15 protein-coding genes are annotated in these 18,989 nt (G+C 42.4%); 9 read left to right on the top strand and 6 right to left on the bottom strand.

The genetic code is table 11. The features are described 5' to 3' along the window. The first annotated feature begins 288 nt into the window (after window positions 1-288). Window positions 289-1,695 (top strand): MATE family efflux transporter, encoded by a 1,407-nt coding sequence (locus tag ACYUCY_RS15530; protein ID WP_460227438.1) that lies wholly within the window; start codon window positions 289-291, stop codon window positions 1,693-1,695. A 72-nt stretch (window positions 1,696-1,767) separates the two neighbouring features. Here the strand turns inward: ACYUCY_RS15530 and galE are convergent, their stop codons facing one another. Further along, the gene (galE, locus tag ACYUCY_RS15525) at window positions 1,768-2,811 is read right to left on the bottom strand and encodes a UDP-glucose 4-epimerase GalE (protein ID WP_460227437.1); all 1,044 of its coding nucleotides are present in this window, start codon (window positions 2,809-2,811) and stop codon (window positions 1,768-1,770) included. Window positions 2,812-3,288: 477 nt separating this feature from the next. On the opposite strand from galE, the gene ACYUCY_RS15520 reads away from it, so the two are divergent. From ACYUCY_RS15520 to ACYUCY_RS15485, 8 genes are all read left to right on the top strand, one after another. Continuing rightward, a complete protein-coding gene (locus tag ACYUCY_RS15520) occupies window positions 3,289-5,214 on the top strand; it encodes a PrkA family serine protein kinase (RefSeq protein WP_460227436.1) in 1,926 nt (641 codons plus the stop codon). 73 nt (window positions 5,215-5,287) lie between these two features. Continuing rightward, window positions 5,288-6,562 (top strand): YeaH/YhbH family protein, encoded by a 1,275-nt coding sequence (locus ACYUCY_RS15515; protein WP_460227435.1) that lies wholly within the window; start codon window positions 5,288-5,290, stop codon window positions 6,560-6,562. Further along, window positions 6,559-8,079: a SpoVR family protein gene (locus ACYUCY_RS15510; protein ID WP_460227434.1), complete on the top strand. Its 1,521-nt coding sequence runs from the start codon at window positions 6,559-6,561 to the stop codon at window positions 8,077-8,079. Before ACYUCY_RS15515 ends, ACYUCY_RS15510 begins: the two co-directional genes overlap by 4 nt. Window positions 8,080-8,261: 182 nt before the next feature. Then, window positions 8,262-9,509, top strand: a complete 1,248-nt coding sequence (locus ACYUCY_RS15505) for a multifunctional CCA addition/repair protein (protein ID WP_460227633.1) — start codon at window positions 8,262-8,264, stop codon at window positions 9,507-9,509. Window positions 9,510-9,520: 11 nt separating this feature from the next. Continuing rightward, window positions 9,521-10,300: a pteridine reductase gene (locus ACYUCY_RS15500; protein ID WP_460227433.1), complete on the top strand. Its 780-nt coding sequence runs from the start codon at window positions 9,521-9,523 to the stop codon at window positions 10,298-10,300. 53 nt (window positions 10,301-10,353) lie between these two features. After that, on the top strand, window positions 10,354-11,169 hold the full coding sequence (locus ACYUCY_RS15495; RefSeq protein WP_460227432.1) for a class I SAM-dependent methyltransferase: 816 nt from the start codon (window positions 10,354-10,356) through the stop codon (window positions 11,167-11,169). A gap of 168 nt (window positions 11,170-11,337) precedes the next feature. After that, window positions 11,338-11,766, top strand: a complete 429-nt coding sequence (locus tag ACYUCY_RS15490; RefSeq protein WP_460227431.1) for an Hsp20/alpha crystallin family protein — start codon at window positions 11,338-11,340, stop codon at window positions 11,764-11,766. Window positions 11,767-11,817: 51 nt separating this feature from the next. Further along, window positions 11,818-12,132: a TraR/DksA family transcriptional regulator gene (locus ACYUCY_RS15485; protein WP_460227430.1), complete on the top strand. Its 315-nt coding sequence runs from the start codon at window positions 11,818-11,820 to the stop codon at window positions 12,130-12,132. 33 nt (window positions 12,133-12,165) lie between these two features. Here ACYUCY_RS15485 and ACYUCY_RS15480 read toward each other — a convergent pair whose 3' ends face one another. From ACYUCY_RS15480 to ACYUCY_RS15460, 5 genes are read right to left on the bottom strand one after another with little or no spacing between them, the layout of a single operon-like run. Beyond that, window positions 12,166-12,939, bottom strand: coding sequence for a hypothetical protein (locus tag ACYUCY_RS15480; RefSeq protein WP_460227429.1), 774 nt, complete (start codon window positions 12,937-12,939; stop codon window positions 12,166-12,168). Between the two features lie 11 nt (window positions 12,940-12,950). Continuing rightward, window positions 12,951-13,718, bottom strand: a complete 768-nt coding sequence (locus ACYUCY_RS15475; RefSeq protein ID WP_460227428.1) for a hypothetical protein — start codon at window positions 13,716-13,718, stop codon at window positions 12,951-12,953. 53 nt (window positions 13,719-13,771) lie between these two features. Continuing rightward, on the bottom strand, window positions 13,772-15,193 hold the full coding sequence (locus ACYUCY_RS15470; protein ID WP_460227427.1) for a DUF1302 family protein: 1,422 nt from the start codon (window positions 15,191-15,193) through the stop codon (window positions 13,772-13,774). Between the two features lie 18 nt (window positions 15,194-15,211). Continuing rightward, window positions 15,212-16,135 (bottom strand): outer membrane lipoprotein-sorting protein, encoded by a 924-nt coding sequence (locus tag ACYUCY_RS15465; protein ID WP_460227426.1) that lies wholly within the window; start codon window positions 16,133-16,135, stop codon window positions 15,212-15,214. After that, on the bottom strand, window positions 16,132-18,861 hold the full coding sequence (locus tag ACYUCY_RS15460) for an efflux RND transporter permease subunit (RefSeq protein WP_460227425.1): 2,730 nt from the start codon (window positions 18,859-18,861) through the stop codon (window positions 16,132-16,134). The genes ACYUCY_RS15465 and ACYUCY_RS15460 overlap by 4 nt, the downstream gene beginning before the upstream one ends. Window positions 18,862-18,989: the final 128 nt, after the last annotated feature.

The raw sequence follows: 18,989 nt of genomic DNA, 5'->3' as shown, positions 1-18,989 counted from the left end.
TAGGTAGATGCTTAAAAGATTTAAACGCTTCGTCAAAAAATAATTTTTAACATTATAAAAATTATGAAGTTAATACCATCAGCTGCAGATGCTGATCGCACACCCTTATCGAACTTCCTGTTTAACTTTTCTAGCCGCCTTTTCTAGCTGAAACTTGTTTTAATGTTTCCAGCTTAGTGAACTCGCTCCCTACCTAGTATTTGTCCGAAACCCAAAATGTCGTAGTCAAGACTATCGATTGCCATTCGCTTAACCTCGTTAAGCACAACAAATACAATAGGTTAAAGCATGTTTTATAAAAAATTGGTTTCCGGGTATCGTCTTTTTTTCGATGCCGTAAAAGGAAGCGCATCAATAAATTACACCGAAGGCTCCATTAAAAAGGCTACTTTTCTCTTGGCCATTCCAATGATTTTGGAAATGGCGATGGAATCAATATTCGCCGTCGTCGACATATATTTTGTCTCCAAACTTGGCGATGCCGATGCCGTTGCGACAGTGGGGCTCACCGAAGCGGTGATCACTTTGTTATACGCTATCGCCATAGGTCTAAGCATGGGAACTACGGCTTTGGTCTCGCGACGTATCGGCGAAAAAAATCCGCAAGCAGCGGCTGATGCTGCCGGCCAAGCAATTTGGCTCGGAATTTTAGTCTCCGTTGTCGTCGCAACGATAGGGATTTTGTTCGCAGAAGACATTCTAGCGTTGATGAGTGCGGAAGAAGGCGTTATCACAGTTGGAAAAAACTACACCAGCATTATGCTTGGCGGCTGCTTTACGATTGTATTTTTGTTTTTAAACAATGGTATTTTTCGCGGTGCGGGCGACGCTAGTATTGCTATGTATTCATTGATGCTGGCCAACGCAATTAACATCATCCTCGACCCTTGCTTTATTTTTGGCCTCGGACCATTTCCAGAAATGGGGGTAACGGGCGCTGCAGTGGCGACCAATATTGGTCGTGGTGTTGGGGTCGCCTTTCAAGTTTATTTTTTGTGTAAGAATAATCGTAGAATTCAAATACGCTTGAAAAACCTTTACTTGCAACTCCCCTTGCTGATCAATTTAATCCGCGTGTCGTTGGGGGGAATTGGCCAGTTTCTCATCGCCACCGCAAGTTGGGTTATTTTAATGTCGATTGTTGCACAACATGGATCAAACGCGGTTGCGGGTTATACCTTGGCAATTCGCAGCGTAATGTTCTGCTTCCTCCCAGCCTGGGGGCTTAGTAATGCTGCCGCAACATTAGTGGGGCAAAACCTCGGTGCAAAACAAACCCAGCGCGCCGTAGACACCGTTTGGCAAGTTTGTAAATACAATGTTGCTTACATGTTAAGTGTCGCCTTTATATTTTTGTTTTTTCCCGTAACGATAATGTCGCTCTACAGCCCAGAACCAGAAGTCGCGAATTACGGCATTCAATGCTTGCGAATCATGAGTTTCGGCTTTGGCTTTTGGGCGGCAGGCATGGTTTTCATGCAGGCTTTTAACGGAGCCGGCGATACCATGACCCCCACCTGGATTAATTTTTTCTGTTTCTGGTGCACGCAAATCCCTCTTGCCTACTTACTAGCAAATACGCTTGAATATGGACCTTCAGGGGTTTTTATTGCAGTCACTTTTTCGGAAAGCTTGATTTGTATAATTGGCTTAGTGTTTTTTCTTAGGGGAAATTGGAAAAAGACTTCAGTCTAAAAACAATTTAAATTGACAAAAAAAGACCCCGTTGGCTAAACCAAGGGGGTCTTTTTAAAAACTAACGATGCACTAAGAATCGTAACCCTTCGGATTCTGCGACTGCCAGCGCCAGGCATCAGTCACCATGCGTGCCAAATCGAATTCCGCACGCCAACCTAAATCTTTCGCTGCCAGTGTAGGATCAGCAAAACATTCGGCAATGTCACCCGGCCGCCTTGGTCCGATCTGATATGCAACACTACGACCACTTGCCGCTTCAAACGCTTTAATAACCTCAAGAACGCTATAACCGGTTCCAGTACCTAGGTTGTAGGTATAACAAGCAGGCTTGCTATCGAGTAATTTTTGCAGGGCTTTGACATGGCCTTTCGCCAGGTCTACGACATGAATGTAGTCCCTAACGCCGGTTCCATCTCGGGTCCCATAATCATCGCCAAATACATTGAGGGTTTCTAATTTACCGATGGCAACTTGGGCGACATAAGGCAATAAGTTATTAGGTATGCCTTGCGGGTCTTCACCAATTTTACCGCTCTCATGAGCACCAATGGGGTTGAAATACCGAAGTAAAGTGATTGCCCAAGGATTGTTAGGAACACTGCATACATCGCTGAGAATCTCCTCAACGATGAGTTTGCTGCGCCCATACGGATTAGTTGTTGAGGTCGGGAACGTCTCATCGATGGGCACCGATGCTGGATCACCATATACGGTCGCAGAAGAACTAAATATTAGGCGATGGACGCCGAATTCCGCCATAACTTCCGCCAAAGCAACAGTGCCTTCAACATTGTTATGGTAATAGCGTAAGGGGATTTCACAGGACTCCCCCACCGCCTTCAATCCTGCGAAGTGAATAACCGCTGATATCTGGTGAGCCTGAAAGACTTCTCGTAACCCTGCTCTATCAGTGACGTCAACTTTATAAAAGGGCACTTTTTTGCCGCTAATTGACTCAACACGCTCCAAGGCCAATGGTTTGCTATTGCTCAAATTATCAACAATCACGAGTTCAAAACCTGCTTCCATCAGCTCGATACAGGTATGACTGCCGATATAACCGACACCCCCCGTCACTAGTATTTTCGACGTTGATAAATCTTCTGAATTCACTGTTTTTACTCGCCTCTAGCTAAGCCTCACCTCAAGAAATGGGTAAGGTCGTCAAAATAATTCGTTATTGTAAAGGAATTACTTGACCCTTTTTAACCCATCTATGCGCATTTTCGACCCACCGTCAGCTATAGAGCCAAATTTGAATAAAACTTTGAATACTATTCACTTTTTGCTGTCTATGAAAAATCCGGTTCTAATTAATTTACAAATCGAAAAACAAATTGGCCTGAATTTTGACTATTTTTCAAGGTAGCGAAGGAAGATTTACGAGCAATTAATTATTTGATATTTTTTTGACGTAATCATTGTGCCGAGTTCGGTTTTTGCAGCTATGCTTAAGCCATTGACAATCATCATTGAAGGGGACGAAAAAACCGATAAATAAAACAATAACAAATATTATCGCGATGAAAATGTGACCACTAATTTTGAATATAGCCAAACCCACTAATTGGTATTGAGAGAGGCAGGTTTATGAGCAACATTTTTAGCCACTACAAAGATCGCTACGAAACCACGCAACAGGAAGAGTTTTCCATTCAGGAATACTTAGAACTGTGTAAAAAAGATCCTGGTATCTACGCATCCGCAGCCGAACGCTTACTCATGGCTATAGGTGAACCAGAACTTATCGATACCTCAAGAGATTCCCGCCTCAGTCGAATTTTTTCAAATAAAGTAATCAAGCGTTACGCTGCATTTGAAGAATTTTATGGCATGGAAGAATGCATTGAAGAAATCGTCTCCTTTTTCAAGCACGCGGCACAGGGTTTGGAAGAAAAGAAACAAATTTTATATTTGCTTGGGCCTGTTGGCGGCGGTAAATCTTCGCTCGCAGAAAAACTAAAATCTTTAATGGAGAAACAACCCATTTACTGCATTAAAGGTTCTCCGGTTTTTGAATCGCCACTTGGCGTCTTCGATCCTGAGGAAGATGGTGCGATATTAGAAGAAGATTTCGGTATTCCCAGACGCTATATCAATCAAATAATGTCGCCTTGGGCAGTTAAACGCTTACATGAATACAACGGCGATATTTCACAATTTAAAGTCGTACGCATTTTCCCCTCGGTACTTGACCAGATCGCAATATCAAAAACCGAACCCGGTGATGAAAACAACCAAGATATTTCCTCTCTCGTTGGTAAAGTAGATATACGTAAACTTGAAGAATATCCACAGAATGACCCCGACGCTTATAGCTTTTCCGGTGGGCTTTGCCGCGCAAACCAAGGTTTGATGGAATTCGTGGAAATGTTTAAAGCCCCAATCAAAGTTTTGCATCCGTTATTAACCGCGACACAGGAAGGCAACTACAACTCTACAGAGGGACTTGGAGCAATTCCATTTGAAGGCGTTATCCTCGCGCACTCTAATGAATCAGAATGGCGGACTTTTAAAAACAACAAAAACAATGAAGCGTTTATCGATCGCGTTTATATCGTAAAAGTACCCTATTGTTTGCGGGTTTCCGAAGAAATAAAAATTTACGACAAATTGCTGCAAAATAGTTCACTAGCGCGAGCGCAATGTGCACCGGATACTTTAAAAATGCTATCTCAGTTCACCGTTCTTTCACGCATTAAAGAACCAGAAAACTCCAATCTTTTCTCGAAGATGCGTATCTACGATGGTGAAAACTTAAAAGATACCGATCCAAAAGCGAAATCATTGCAAGAATATAAAGACGCCGCTGGTGTAGATGAAGGTATGTCAGGGTTGTCCACCCGCTTTGCATTTAAAATTCTCTCCAAAGTATTTAATTTCGACCCAACGGAAGTTGCCGCAAATCCAGTGCATTTACTTTACGTGCTTGAACAACAGATTGAGCAAGAACAGTACGCGCCAGAAATACAGGAGAAGTATTTAACTTTTATCAAAGAACATCTAGCACCTCGCTATGTGGAATTTATTGGCAAAGAAATTCAAACAGCTTACTTAGAAAGCTACGCTGAGTATGGACAGAATATCTTCGATCGGTATGTCACGTATGCCGACTTTTGGATTCAAGATCAGGAATATCGCGATCCTGAAACCGGGGAGATTCTTAATCGCTCTTCGCTTAATGAAGAACTTGAGAAAATTGAAAAACCAGCAGGCATTAGTAATCCAAAAGACTTCCGTAACGAGATCGTTAATTTTGTATTAAGGGCACGAGCAAACAATAATGGAAAGAACCCAGTGTGGAACAGTTATGAAAAACTGCGTACCGTTATCGAGAAAAAGATGTTTTCGAATACCGAAGATTTGCTCCCAGTAATTTCTTTTAATGCCAAGGCATCTGCGAACGATCGTAAGAAACATCAAGACTTTGTCGACCGGATGGTTGAAAGAGGTTACACCGAGAAGCAAGTCCGTTTGTTATCCGAGTGGTATTTAAGGGTTAGAAAGTCGCAGTAGTACGCAAGGATAATTTATATCGTGATTTTCTACTGCAACCCTTAAGGTTTGTACAATGTTGTTAAGGTAAGCTATGAGCTATATTGTTGATCGACGACTGAATTCAAAAAACAAAAGCGCTGTAAATCGTCAGCGTTTTTTACGGCGTTACCGACAACACATCAAAAAGGCTGTCTCTGAAGCTGTCTCGAAACGCTCCATCACAGATATTGAAAATGGCGAGAAAATCAGCATCCCGACCAAGGATATAAGCGAGCCCGTATTTCAACACGGCCGCGGCGGTCGTTATTCCAACGTACTTCCTGGCAATAAAGAATTCGTTTCTGGTGATCGTATACCAAGGCCTCCCAGTGGTTCTGGAAGCGGTAGCGGTTCCGGCGCTAGCGATAGTGGCGAAGGTATGGACGATTTTGTTTTTCAGATTACTCAAGAAGAATTTCTAGACTTTATGTTCGAAGATCTAGAACTTCCTAACTTGGTGAAACGCCAGCTCGCCGGTGGCGATGAATTCAAGATGCGTCGCGCTGGCATTAGTAATGAAGGAAATCCCGGGAAAATTAATATTGTTCGCTCACTGAGAGCGGCAAACGCAAGGCGAATTGCACTATCGAGCGGTAAAAAACGCAAGCTCGCCGAACTCGAAAAAGAGCTCGCGTTACTTGAAGCTGTCAGTGATGACAAACGGGATCATTCAAAAATCGAAATGCTTCTCGCCGAAATCGCCAGCTTGAGAGGAAAGATATCTCGAGTTCCATGGCTCGATGATTTCGACATTAAATATAACCTTCATGTCAAAGAACCTGCACCGAGTTCCAAAGCCGTGATGTTTTGTTTGATGGATGTTTCTGGATCTATGAATCAATCCACGAAGGACATCGCCAAACGATTTTTTATTCTTCTCTATTTATTCTTGCAAAGAAATTATGAAACGACCGAAGTAGTATTTATCCGCCACCATACCAGTGCCAAGGAAGTTGATGAAGAAGAGTTTTTTTATTCAAGAGAAACCGGTGGAACGATAGTTTCCAGCGCGCTTAAGCTTACTAAAGAAATATTAGCCGAACGTTACCCTCTATCGGAATGGAATGTCTATTGCGCACAGGCCTCTGATGGCGATAACTGGAACGACGACTCTAGTATTTGCTACGACTTGTTAGTAAATGACATTATGCCGAAACTGCAATATTACTCTTACATAGAAATTACTCCGCGGGATCATCAAGCACTCTGGGAAGAATATGAGGGTGTGCAAGCAGCCTTCCCAGAATCGTTTGCGATGCAACATATAGTCGATGTCGGGGATATCTATCCAGTATTCCGAGAACTATTCCAGAAGAAATACGCATGAAAGAGTCCAACGAGAAAAACTATATTTCAACTAGCTCTGATTGGAATTTCGAACTTATTAATGAGTACGATAGAGAAATCGCTTGCCTCGCTGATGAATATCGCCTCGACACTTATCCCAATCAAATCGAAGTAATTAGCTCCGAACAGATGATGGACGCTTATGCTTCTGTTGGTATGCCTTTGGGTTACAGTCATTGGTCCTATGGAAAACAATTTCTTAATATTGAGAATTCCTATAATCGTGGGCAAATGGGTCTAGCCTATGAAATAGTCATTAACTCCAACCCCTGTATCGCTTACTTGATGGAAGAAAATACCATTACCATGCAAGCACTGGTGATCGCTCACGCATGCTATGGACACAATTCTTTTTTTAAAGGTAATTATTTATTTCGCACCTGGACTGATGCCGATTCAATTATTGATTATCTGCTATTTGCCAAAAATTATATTTCTGAATGCGAGCAACGCTATGGAATTGATCAAGTTGAATCCACAATAGACTCTTGTCACGCTCTAATGAATTACGGCGTTGACAGATACAAACGCCCCTCTCCTATTTCCGCCGCTCAAGAACGGGAAATGCAAAAAGAGAGAGAAGAATATTTACAAAAACAAGTGAACGATTTATGGCGAACGATTCCCGTCGATAGCGATAGCGCATCGCTACACAAGCAACAACGGTTTCCTTCCGAACCGCAAGAAAACTTGCTTTACTTTGTCGAGAAGAACGCGCCCTTACTTGAACCTTGGCAACGTGAGGTTGTGCGAATTGTTCGAAAAATTGCCCAATATTTTTATCCACAACGGCAAACCCAGGTGATGAATGAAGGCTGGGCAACTTTTTGGCACTACACCTTACTTAATACTTTATATGAACGCGGAAAAGTCACCGAAGGTTTCATGTTGGAGTTTTTACAATCTCACACCAGCGTGGTTTATCAGCCTCCCTACGATAGCCCTTACTATAGCGGCATAAACCCTTATGCCTTAGGCTTTGCGATGATGACTGATATTCGTCGTATTTGTGAATTTCCTACGGCGGAGGATAAGCACTGGTTTCCAGATATCGCCGGCAGCGGCTGGTTGAAGACTCTCGATTTCGCGATGCGTAACTTCAAGGACGAAAGTTTTATTTTACAATTTTTGTCTCCGAAAGTTATTCGAGACCTAAAGCTCTTTAGTGTTATTGATGATGACGAAGAAAAAGATATCGAAGTCAACGCAATTCACGATGACTCTGGCTACCAAAAAATTAGGGAGCAACTAGCAGGACAATATAATTTAGGAAATCGCGAGCCCAATATTCAAGTATTCAGCGTCGATATACGCGGGGATCGATCACTCACCCTTCATCACAATCAGTTCTCTCGTAAACCTCTTGGCAACTCAGCGAACGAGGTGTTAAAACATTTGCACCGCCTGTGGGGCTTTGATGTGCACCTACACTCGCTACAGGACGACGTCATCAGGCAAAGTTTTCATTGTCCCGATAGAGATCCTGAACAAGCATAGATAATTCCAAACTACGGTAGTTAGATCAACTGATGCAAGCGTAGTTTTTCTGGAATTCACTTTAAAATCTCCGTCACTGGTTTAGAACCGACGATCTAAGAAGCCTTTTAGTCTTAGCCTCGCCTCTCTATAATGCACCGTTTAACACCAACGTATCACTCAATGAAACATTCTTGAACGAAATGGAAATTTACTTAGTCGGCGGCGCTGTTCGTGACAAGCTTCTCAACTACCCTAGTATCGAAAACGATTGGGTGGTTGTCGGTGGCTCACCGAAGGAATTATTAGATCGGGGATTTCGCCAAGTAGGTTCTGATTTTCCAGTCTTTCTTCACCCCGAAACCAACGATGAATATGCCTTGGCGCGAACTGAACGAAAATCGGGCCATGGTTACGCCGGGTTTACTTTTCACGCCGCTCCGGACGTAAGCTTAGAAGAGGACTTGTGCCGGCGTGATCTAACCATCAATGCCATCGCAATGGATGACGCAGGAAACTTGGTTGACCCTTATGAAGGGGCGCAAGACATTCAAAACAAATTGCTTCGTCATGTATCACCCAGTTTTGCCGAAGATCCGGTCCGAATTTTGAGAGTCGCTCGCTTTGCTGCTCGCTATCACCACCTTGGTTTTACCGTAGCGGAACCAACCAAGGATCTGATGAAGTCTATGGTAGAAAACGGAGAAGTGGACCATCTCGTTTCTGAACGGGTTTGGAAAGAGATGTCGCGCGCATTGGCGGAAAAAAATCCTCAGGTGTTTTTCGAAGTATTACGAGAATGCGACGCGTTAAAACGACTCCTACCTGAAATCGATAATTTGTTTGGCATTCCACAACCTCCACAACATCACCCAGAAATTGACTGCGGCATTCATACACTGCTGGTACTACAGCAGGCAGCAATTCTCAGTGACAAAACTACCGTACGCTTCGCCAGCCTCGTTCATGATTTAGGAAAGGCGCTGACTCCCGAAGACGTATTACCTCGGCATATTGGACACGAATCTAAAAGCGGCAAGCTTATCAAGAATATGTGTAAGCGCTTAGCAATACCCAATGAGCATCGAGATTTAGCTTTGGGAGTCGCGGAATACCATACACATTGTCATCGCGTTCTGGAAATGACGCCAAAAAAAATATTAAAAACCTTGGACGCCTTAGATAGCTTTAGACGCCCGGAACGTTTTGAGGAATTTCTTTTGTGCTGCGAAGCTGACGCCAGAGGCAGGACAGGGCTTGAAAATAGAGAATATCCGCAAACCAAATTTTTTAAAAAAGCGTTTCAGCGTTGCTGTGCTATTTCCAGCAAAGATGTTGATAGCGACCGGTATCAAGGCAAAGCATTTGGCGAAGAATTACATCGATTACGAATCCACGCCTTACGAGATTTTAAAAACAGCTTCGATTCAACCTCAACCTCTTTCACATGATATGAATCACAATGAATAACGAAACCAACGAAAACACGCAATCTACCGAAGGTACTCGCAAAGTTGCCTTAGTAACCGGCGCTGCAAGACGCATCGGTGCTGAGATTACACAACACTTACATACAAATGGCTTTAACCTTGTCATTCATTACAATCGATCAGAATCAGATGCGAAGAAGCTCTGCAATCAACTTAATAGCATCCGAAAAAATTCAGCTATCACCATCTGTGCGGATCTTTGTAAAGTCGATACGCTCAAAGCACTGGCAGATGAAGCAAAGCAACACTGGTCTCGCCTCGACGTACTGGTTAACAATGCGTCGAGCTTTTATGCAACCCCGATTGGATCAATTACCGTCGATCACTGGCAAGATCTCATGGGTAGCAATCTGCAAGCGCCCTTGTTTTTAAGCCAAGCTTGCGCGGCTTATTTAGGGGAAACGCAAGGCTGCATAATAAACATTGCCGATATTCATGGTGAGCGGCCTCTTTCTGATCACCCAGTTTATTGCATCGCGAAGGCAGGCAATATCATGCTTACCAAATCACTTGCAAAAGATTTGGCACCCAAGGTTCGAGTTAACGGAATCTCGCCCGGTGCAATTTTATGGCCAGAAGATAGCGCAGAGTTAGAAAATGAAATCAAAGCATCTATTACAAAAAAGATAGCATTAAAAAAAATAGGTGAGCCTAGCGACATAGCCAGAACTATAAACTTTTTAGTCAGTGACGCGCCCTATATTACCGGGCAAATTATCGCTGTTGATGGTGGACGCAACTTGGTAAGTTAAACCGGCTTACAAACTTGTCACTTAATATAATTTAAAACCGACTTGGAATTCACTTGGAAAATTCAGTAAGTATAGGCGGCACGTCATCTATTGATGACGTCAACCAAACGACGATGAGCAGCCTCGAGGCGCAGGAAGTTTATTCACGCTGGCGCGGCTTAAAGCCTGCCGAACAAGTAGCCTTCGACCTAATTGCAGACAAAATCAGTGGCCAAGCTATATTGGATATTGGCGTTGGTGGTGGTCGAACAGTAGAAGCGCTTAACGAACTTAGCAAGGACTATATCGGCGTAGATTACTCTGCCGAAATGGTGGCGCTCTGCCAAAAACAATTTCCCTATATTGAATTTCGACATGTTGATGCGCGAGATTTATCTCAGTTTAAGGACAATTCGTTTTCTCTGGTCGTTTTCGCCTGTGAAGGAATTTGCATGGTAGACCACGAAGGTAGACTGAAAATTTTGAGAGAAGTAAGGCGGATACTTAAATCAACGGGATATTTTATATTCTCGACTTTCAACCAAGAATCGCATGCCCACGACAGGCCGTTTCTATTTCCAGAATTTGAACTCTCCCTCAACCCCGCAAAGCTTTTAGTTCGCGCTTTTCGTTTCTGCAAGCTCACGACAGTACGTTATCTTAATCGCCGTAGGTATAAGAAGCTAGATTTTCGAGGCGCCGAGTACTCCATCATCAATGATATTTTTCATAATTACTCGACGATGATCTACTACATTTCCTTGCAGCAACAATTGATGCAGCTCGAAAATATCGGCTTTGCGAAAAACCCCAAGGCGCTCGATTTAAAAGGACAAATTGTCACTAAAAGTACTCCTGACGACACCCTAACTTTTATCGTACAAAAATAATGCCTCCAAAGCCTTCCGGTATTTGATATAGATATTTTCTTGATCCAGATCAATTAATTTTATTTTTGTCTTCCCAGATAATTGAAATACGCAAACCTACCCCAAAGATAGTTACTGCAATATAAATCGGGCAATTCCCGCTTTCGACATTAATATTGGAGGTTTACTATGAATCTTGTCCCCCGTCAGTCACTGTTTGATATCGATTCAATTTTCGATAATTTCTGGTCGCCTTCCAGACGCGATATGGAATCTACCAGTAGTGCTTTCGCTCCTCGCGTTGATGTGCTTGATACAGCCGATCATATTGAAATTAGCGCCGAGTTGCCGGGCGTTAAAAAGGAAGATATTCATGTCACGTTGGATAATGGCATTCTAACCTTAAGCGCGGAAAGTCATCAGGAAAACAAAGAAGAAAAGGACGGAAAAATTGTTCGCCAAGAGCGGCGATACGGCAAATACAGCCGTAGCTTTGACCTGGGTGATAGCGTAAAAGAAAGTGATGTTAACGCTTCTTTTGAAGATGGAATCCTAAAGCTTAAGGCACCTAAAGCGACACGAAAAACCTCTGAAGCCCGTCGCATAAATATAGCCTAGAAAATTATTCACGAGACCAAAATTTGGTCTCGTGAACCTTGGAGATCAAAAATGAACGTTGATATTGCAAAAAATACTCTACTACTACTACAAGCGGAGCTACTCGAACGTATTGAAAAAATTGGAATCGACCTACGAAGAGAACACGATAAGTCCTCTACCGAACAGAGTATAGAAAGGGAAAATGAGGAAGTTCTTGTAGATCTAAACACCGAAGCCGAAAATGAGCTAAGTTTAATTAAACGTGCATTAACCAAGATAGAAAATGGGCGGTATGGTTTCTGCGAACAATGCGATCAACCCATAAATGAAGATCGTCTAAAAATTATTGCTTACGCTAAATTTTGTGAGAATTGTATGAGTTGATAATTAATCATTGAGGCCTCACTTAACATTAATTCAAGAAATAATGCCTCTACGTCTAAACGTATACAAAAGAATGAGCACGCCAAAAGCCGCTGCTATATGTTTGAGAGAATGCCCACTAATAAACCCAAGAAATGCGTCAACCTCACTATCAAACTGTTCAAGCAGTTTCGCAATAATATAAAACGCAAATAAATACCAATATCCTGATTTGTGGCTAAATTTAGACGGCAAAAAAACTAACATAATGGGAATAAGTAATAAGGGGAGGAATTGAACAAGGGCGTAAAACCTTAAATCTCCCCTACCTTGTAACTCTGTAAAATGCCAATACAGTACGCTGAGTCCACCACTTACGATGAGAGGCAGCAAAGAAAACCTTGCTAGTCGAATCGAAACTGTTTCCCCAACGACGACTGAAAATAATGACATGAAGGCAATTGTCATGGGCAACCTATCCCATACCAATGTTTGATTGTTGGGTAGCAAATGATAGTAGCCCGACCCAAACGCAACCAAGGTCACGCCAAGAAAAAATATCCCATATGCAGACTTAATTTCTGGCAATATTTTTAGATTGTTTAATACATAAAGCTGTATTAAACCGACAATACCTACCAATAAAAAAAGCGAATTAGAGACTACGTTCCAAAAGTTGCTGACATTCAGAATCGTTTCGCGATCTATAAATAAATGGTAATTGGGATCTTGTGGAACAGTCGGCACAAAAACACCTACCACGACGATAAACGCCACGACCAGTGCGATCAATCCGACAATAACTCGCGATTCTATAGGCTGTTTCATCTCACTTGCTTTTAGTCATTCAAGCGCCGAACAAATTGTTCTACATTAATAACGACGTCATCTTCACCTACACCGTCAAAAGGGTTCTCGAGATGATCTTGTATATTCGACAAACTCACTAACACTAAGGAAAACAACACCGGCATTACGTAAGTAAGATAAGGGGAATACTCTAATGCTTGAAATGCGAAATAAGGACCATAGAGCACTGGCAGAATAGAAATAAATATACCGCTAAACGCGCGCAGGGTTCGAGGCGTTCGGTACTGAAAAATGTGTTTTGCGTCTTCAAAAGCAAGGAACATTTTACTTAAATATTGATTGCAACGAGAAACCTCCCCGCTTGCCAAGCCATTCGCCCTTAGATCTTCCTTGATAAACCTAGAGATATCAGAGAATGCCTTATATACCGCTTCTTCATTGATTCGTGACTGTTCAATTTTTCCCGAAAATAACTCGCGACAGGCACTCATTAACTCGGCTAATAGATTCCTCGATTTTTCTTTCACCTGCGACGACGGATTTTCTAGCCAATCACGAGTAGCAAAAAATATCGCTCGGCCATGTGATTTGATTGCGCTGTATTTACTAAGCGCAACTTCTCGCCGCTTATAGGCTCCATTGATTGAAAACACGATGGGAAAAATTATCGCGGTTGCTATTAAAGTGAGTGGAAATTCCGCAGTTAATGAATAGCGAATACATAAATGTGTACTCGCTACCGCAAGCGCAGTAACAAATAAGGTTTTTAAATTTATTATAAGAAAAACACTCTTCATAATCTTCGACCTGTTTATTGCCTTCTAGAGAAAGTTAAATATTCTGTTGGTGATTAGAATGAAAAATTAACCGTAAATTCAACTCTCGTGTCATCGTCCAAAAATGCTGCTGAGCTATCTTCCTTCGTATCCGTCAGCACCAACTGAGAAAAAATCGACCAATTATCATTGACAACATAGTTAAGCCCCAAGCTAGCTAAAAGAAAACTACTGTCGAGCGCACTTTGCAAAGTCGCTGATGCAGAAAAATCGCCGGTGCTTGAGGTATTGCTGTAGCGGATTAAATAGCTCCCACTGACATCCTTGTCGATCAAGTCAAAACCAACGGGAAGCTCCTTGTCCTGGTTCAGAAAAGTTTCGGCAAGTACCGAAAAGCTAACCTGCTGTTCAGAAGAAATTCCATATTCAAACCCAAAAGATGTACCGATTTTATTTTTCTTGATTCTCGTCACAGGGACAAATGCGGAAGCGGGATTTACCGGTGCAATATCAGCTATCAAGCCATGACTGTAGGCAAAATCAAACTTTAATAATAATTTATCGATAGCCCGATTAGCGCTGAGTCCGATTAGCGCATAATCATTTTCTACGGCAACTCCTTCAATTGAGGATCCAAGGGGTGGTTCATAGCGCAATTGATTTTCATAAAGATAAGCCGCCATGATTGAAATATCACTAGCCGGCAAAGACCAGGAATAATTAAGTCCCGCTTCAAATAGGGCATCGTCTCGATCAAGATCGGTAAGTTTAAACGGAGGCTGAAAATAAAATGGGCTGCCGCGTTGTGGCGGAGGGTTGAACTCCGGATATAAATTCACGAAACTGCTTAGCTTACCGTGATTATTGGTATCACTGCTTTTAAAGTAATCCCACACAAGCATCCATTGATTTAAACGAGCGTCTTCAATATTAACGATACTCAAATCACGAATATCGCTTGTATTCAACACATCCAACACTGAATTCCCTTCGTTCTCTCCCCAAACTACAGTCTGCCTGCCAAATTTCATACTGTGTTGATCGAAACTACGTTGAATAAATAGTTCGTTGATACGATATTCAGTTTCAGTGTTGTTATCGTTAGCACGATATTCGTAATCTCTGCGGGCATAAAGTTTCGCGTGGCCATTACCTTGCAACAACCAACCTGGAGCAAAAGCGTTTTGATACTTAACTAAAAGGTTAAAACGATTGTTTTCAGTGCGAGGGTATTCGTAATCAACACCATTAAAAATATTTGCATTCTTATGCTTATTGACCTGGGTAATTGTTTGGTAACTCAACTTAAAAGTAAATTTTTCAAACCACGAATCCGTATCTTTGTCCGACGTTTGCCCCGCCTCTACAAACTCAACATCAAAAAGATTTTCATCTAACTCGAAATCAACAATATCTTCGTCTTGCGCGATCGACAAATCGGAAAAAGCCAATAGCAGAACGAGAATAGCAGGCCAAATTATAAAATCTATTTTCATCTAAACGAAAAACACCTGCTAGTTATCAATCTGACTTCTAAGCTTGGTTAATTCGGCCTCACGAAATGCTACGTCCGTTAATGTTCGCTGGGTGAGAAATTCATCGGGAATTTCTATATTGGTATTAATTTCTAAAGTAGCGATGTTCGACAAGCGGTTAGTTACTAAATTCATCATCGTAATTGATCTCGCGACCCAGACGTTATTCACCAATTCGATCTTTGAAGAAAGCATACGTTTAATTTCTTGTCCGTATTTGTCATACAGCTCCGTTCGTAGCGAAACGAAACGTTCCTTATCAACATACAATACCGTGCGGCCATAACGAGTTTTTTTAGCACGCTCTTCGTTGGGAACTGTTTCAATTTTCCACACCTCTCTTCCCGATGTCGTGGTTTCTTCTAACAGATTAATCTGATACTCATCTAGCTTTCCGTTGTCCATATCCTCGGTGGTAAATTCTGAACCGAAAAAAGAAGCGGGTTCAGAATCATCATCGGAATTACCACTTGCTATGCGCTTTACTGTGCCCAGAGCCGAAAGGTACAACCAAGTTTCATTGTCTTTGCTGGCATCATCGTAGCTGTAACTCAACATACCGATACCGCGTTCAGAAGCCGGCTCTAAAACGATGGCAATAGACTTAGTATCCTTGTTACGGGCCCCATAATTTATACCTACCGTTTCTAGAGACTTAATTCTAGGACGTTCCGCACAAGTTATTTTGTTATTTTTTATTCCAAACAGACAGCTCGACATTTGCATTTTGTTAAAAGCGGAATTCGTTGTTGAACGCTGATTTTCCTCAACGGTATCAAGAATCCCGCGAGCATCTTGCCCACTTGCCGTACTGACAAAAATACAACACACCAGCGCCACGCAAATGTGAGCTTTTATCAATAATTTTTTTTGTGTGTGGCTGACAAAATTTTTATAACTCATGCAGTCTCTCCTTTAAAATTAAATCGGCGCTCAACATTCTTCAAGCCGAAAGTGGGTTTAAAGATTAACAAAAGCGCGGGGAGCAAAAACAAATCACACAGTAATGCAACGAAAATAGCGATGGCACCAAAGAAACCGACCTTTGCCATCCCCAGATACTGAGAAAAGCTCATCAACCCAAAACCCAATCCTAAAACCATCGTAGTAAACATCACCGCTTGGCCGACGTCACGCAAAGTACTTTGCAAAGCTTTCGCCATATCTCCGCTTTTAATAAGCGCTACGCGATAGTGGATCATAAAATGTATCGTGTCATCAACAGCGATGCCAATGACTACCGGAGCGATGAGTAAAGTATCCGTATCCAAGGAGATATCCAGTAGACCGAGCAAACCAAAGGTTACCAAAGCAGGCAGTAGGTTTGGAATAATCGCAATCGCACCGGCCTGCAGAGATCCCAAGGTGAAAATTAACAGCACACTAATCACAGCTAGAGCCATGGCGAAACTGCGGTATTGAGAACTCGCAATCTCATCCAGTGCCCGCATCATTAACGCAATCGAGCCAGTTACCTGCACATCTAACTCAGGAAAGCGTTCGGCTTTTAAATCCGCAAATATGGCATCAATTTCCAAACTCAACTCGTCAAAAAATTGCTTGTATTGATAAGAGCCAGCGTTATAGGCATTAATGGTGATATGGGAGCGACTATAGTCATCTGACACGATGTTACGCCGATCCTCTGGATTAGCGCTGTTGAATAAATACAGTAGCTGAGAAATCATCGCTTGATCATCAGGAACCACATCAAATGCCTGATCATTATTATTCATTATTTTATTCGTATCTTTGACGATATTGACCAGAGAAAATGTTCGACTGACTTCATTAGGATATTTTTCTTCGACACGATTTTGAAAGCGCTCAATAGTTTGCAGGAGCTGCGGATTTAGTAAGCCATCAATCTCACCGGTATCAATCATAATCTCTATTGATTGAGCGCCTGCCATATTATTATCGACGGCATCGTAAGCAACGCGAATCTCACTATCCTCATAAAATAACTCCGACAAGTTGGAATCTATTTTTACTTTTGAAGTGCCGTAAGCGCAGAGAATAAAAATACTCGCAAAGCAAGCAACAATCACATAGGGATATCTCGCCGCGACCATTGGTACACGGGCCAAGATTGGCCTTTGCCAATTGATTACCACATAGGTCACTAGCGAGGCGACAACAATAAAAGAACCGATAGCCAAGCCAAGCGCCAAGAAGACTGACGAGATATAGAGGACGCCAATTATTGCCTTGTAACTCGATGGTAATGCCACCCACCACCCAGCAAACTTTTCGATACGGCCTTTGACATTCCGGGGTTTACCAGGGTGCCAAATATCTAAGAGCATCGGCAATAAAACGATAGTGAAGATAAATGCCATGCCGACGCCAGCGGCAGACATCAAAGCAAACACTCGTATTGGCAACAAACCCGAAAAAGATAAGGCCAATAAACCTGACATCGTGGTGACGCTAGTTACCAATAAAGCCAAGCCGGTTTTGCCATACGCTAAGGACAAGGCCTCGTGATGCTCAAGACCATTACGGCGATTTGAAAGGTATGCACTCATCACATGAACACAATCGGCAATACCCACTGCAAAAATTAACATTATCGCCAAGCTAATCATTTGCGAAATTTCTACGCCCATCCAAACCGTGCCGCCCCAAACCCACACCACACTAAATGCGATGGTTAAAATTGGCCACAAAACCGCGCTGAATGAACGGAATAAAATCCATAACAGCAAGGTGAATATCAGTACCATACCGACACCCAAGCCCATCATTTGCTGCTGCGTTCGCCAGCCATACTCCATTAATGGCGCATTGCCGACAGGGAAAAATTCAAATTGCTGATCATATTTCCCATACACCGCTCGCAGTTCAGAAAAGAAATCAACATAGGCCAACATATCCGCCTCAATGTAATCGATGTCCTGAACTGCAACGCTTTCATCAAACTCCAGAGTTAATTCTTCGCCCACGGCAAAATCAAAACTATCATCCAAAACAATATCATCGGAATCCACCGCAGCGACAAAATCGTCAGGCAGCTGAGCACCGAAATCGGTTTGGATCATCAATGCGGCGTATTCTCCATCAAGAGAATAAAAAGCGAGTTTGAAATCTTCTTGTGCCATCGCGCGTTCACGAATTAAACGCAGCGCTTCAGCGTCTTCAGGTAAATCTCTTTGCACCAATCGATCGGAACGTAAGGTATCGTCGTCCGTCGTTTGCACACGTATGCTGGCTAAAGATTGGACACGACGAATATGAGATAAATGTTGAAATTTTTCTTCGCTGGAAATCAATTGTGGATAATCTTGCGGGTTTAGCGATTCCCAGTTATTCAAATCATCCGTTAAGGCTTGGATCGCCTTTAAACTATCAGCAGAAAAAGCGTCGCCATCTTTGGCGCGATACACTAGAAATACCGAATCATCACTACCAAATTGATCACGAAAACTATTGAGAGCCAAAATGGCAGGATCGTCCTGATGGAGAAAGCCCTCCATACTCATGTCCATGCTAGTGCGCTGAAAAATTCCAACTAACATGAAGGCACTACCCACCAACAAGACGAGTAGCACGACCCATTTGGATTTGAGTATTTTATTGGGAGTTCGAGCGAAGAATTCACTGACAGCGATTAATACATTTTCCATAACTTCAGCCTTTGGACAGATCATCGTGGAATGGGGGATTTACCCGACTGGGAATAGTAGCCTAATCTGAAAACAATTGCCTCGGATGGCTATTTTTTACCCAAAAAGTTTGAAGGCTCTGGCTTTTA

The organism is Aurantivibrio infirmus, from assembly GCF_054767315.1.
Note: the sequence above shows the minus strand (reverse complement) of the source record. Positions and strands in the feature narration are given on the sequence as shown.

Bases quoted from the DNA above. Each gene is read 5' to 3' on its own strand.
- ACYUCY_RS15460 (WP_460227425.1), bottom strand. From the start codon at position 18,861: ATGGAAAATGTATTAATCGCTGTCAGTGAATTCTTCGCTCGAACTCCC.
- ACYUCY_RS15480 (WP_460227429.1), bottom strand. From the start codon at position 12,939: ATGAAACAGCCTATAGAATCGCGAGTTATTGTCGGATTGATCGCACTG.
- ACYUCY_RS15475 (WP_460227428.1), bottom strand. From the start codon at position 13,718: ATGAAGAGTGTTTTTCTTATAATAAATTTAAAAACCTTATTTGTTACT.
- ACYUCY_RS15530 (WP_460227438.1), top strand. From the start codon at position 289: ATGTTTTATAAAAAATTGGTTTCCGGGTATCGTCTTTTTTTCGATGCC.
- ACYUCY_RS15520 (WP_460227436.1), top strand. From the start codon at position 3,289: ATGAGCAACATTTTTAGCCACTACAAAGATCGCTACGAAACCACGCAA.
- ACYUCY_RS15510 (WP_460227434.1), top strand. From the start codon at position 6,559: ATGAAAGAGTCCAACGAGAAAAACTATATTTCAACTAGCTCTGATTGG.
- ACYUCY_RS15500 (WP_460227433.1), top strand. From the start codon at position 9,521: ATGAATAACGAAACCAACGAAAACACGCAATCTACCGAAGGTACTCGC.
- ACYUCY_RS15485 (WP_460227430.1), top strand. From the start codon at position 11,818: ATGAACGTTGATATTGCAAAAAATACTCTACTACTACTACAAGCGGAG.
- ACYUCY_RS15470 (WP_460227427.1), bottom strand. From the start codon at position 15,193: ATGAAAATAGATTTTATAATTTGGCCTGCTATTCTCGTTCTGCTATTG.
- ACYUCY_RS15505 (WP_460227633.1), top strand. From the start codon at position 8,262: ATGGAAATTTACTTAGTCGGCGGCGCTGTTCGTGACAAGCTTCTCAAC.
- ACYUCY_RS15465 (WP_460227426.1), bottom strand. From the start codon at position 16,135: ATGAGTTATAAAAATTTTGTCAGCCACACACAAAAAAAATTATTGATA.
- ACYUCY_RS15515 (WP_460227435.1), top strand. From the start codon at position 5,288: ATGAGCTATATTGTTGATCGACGACTGAATTCAAAAAACAAAAGCGCT.
- ACYUCY_RS15490 (WP_460227431.1), top strand. From the start codon at position 11,338: ATGAATCTTGTCCCCCGTCAGTCACTGTTTGATATCGATTCAATTTTC.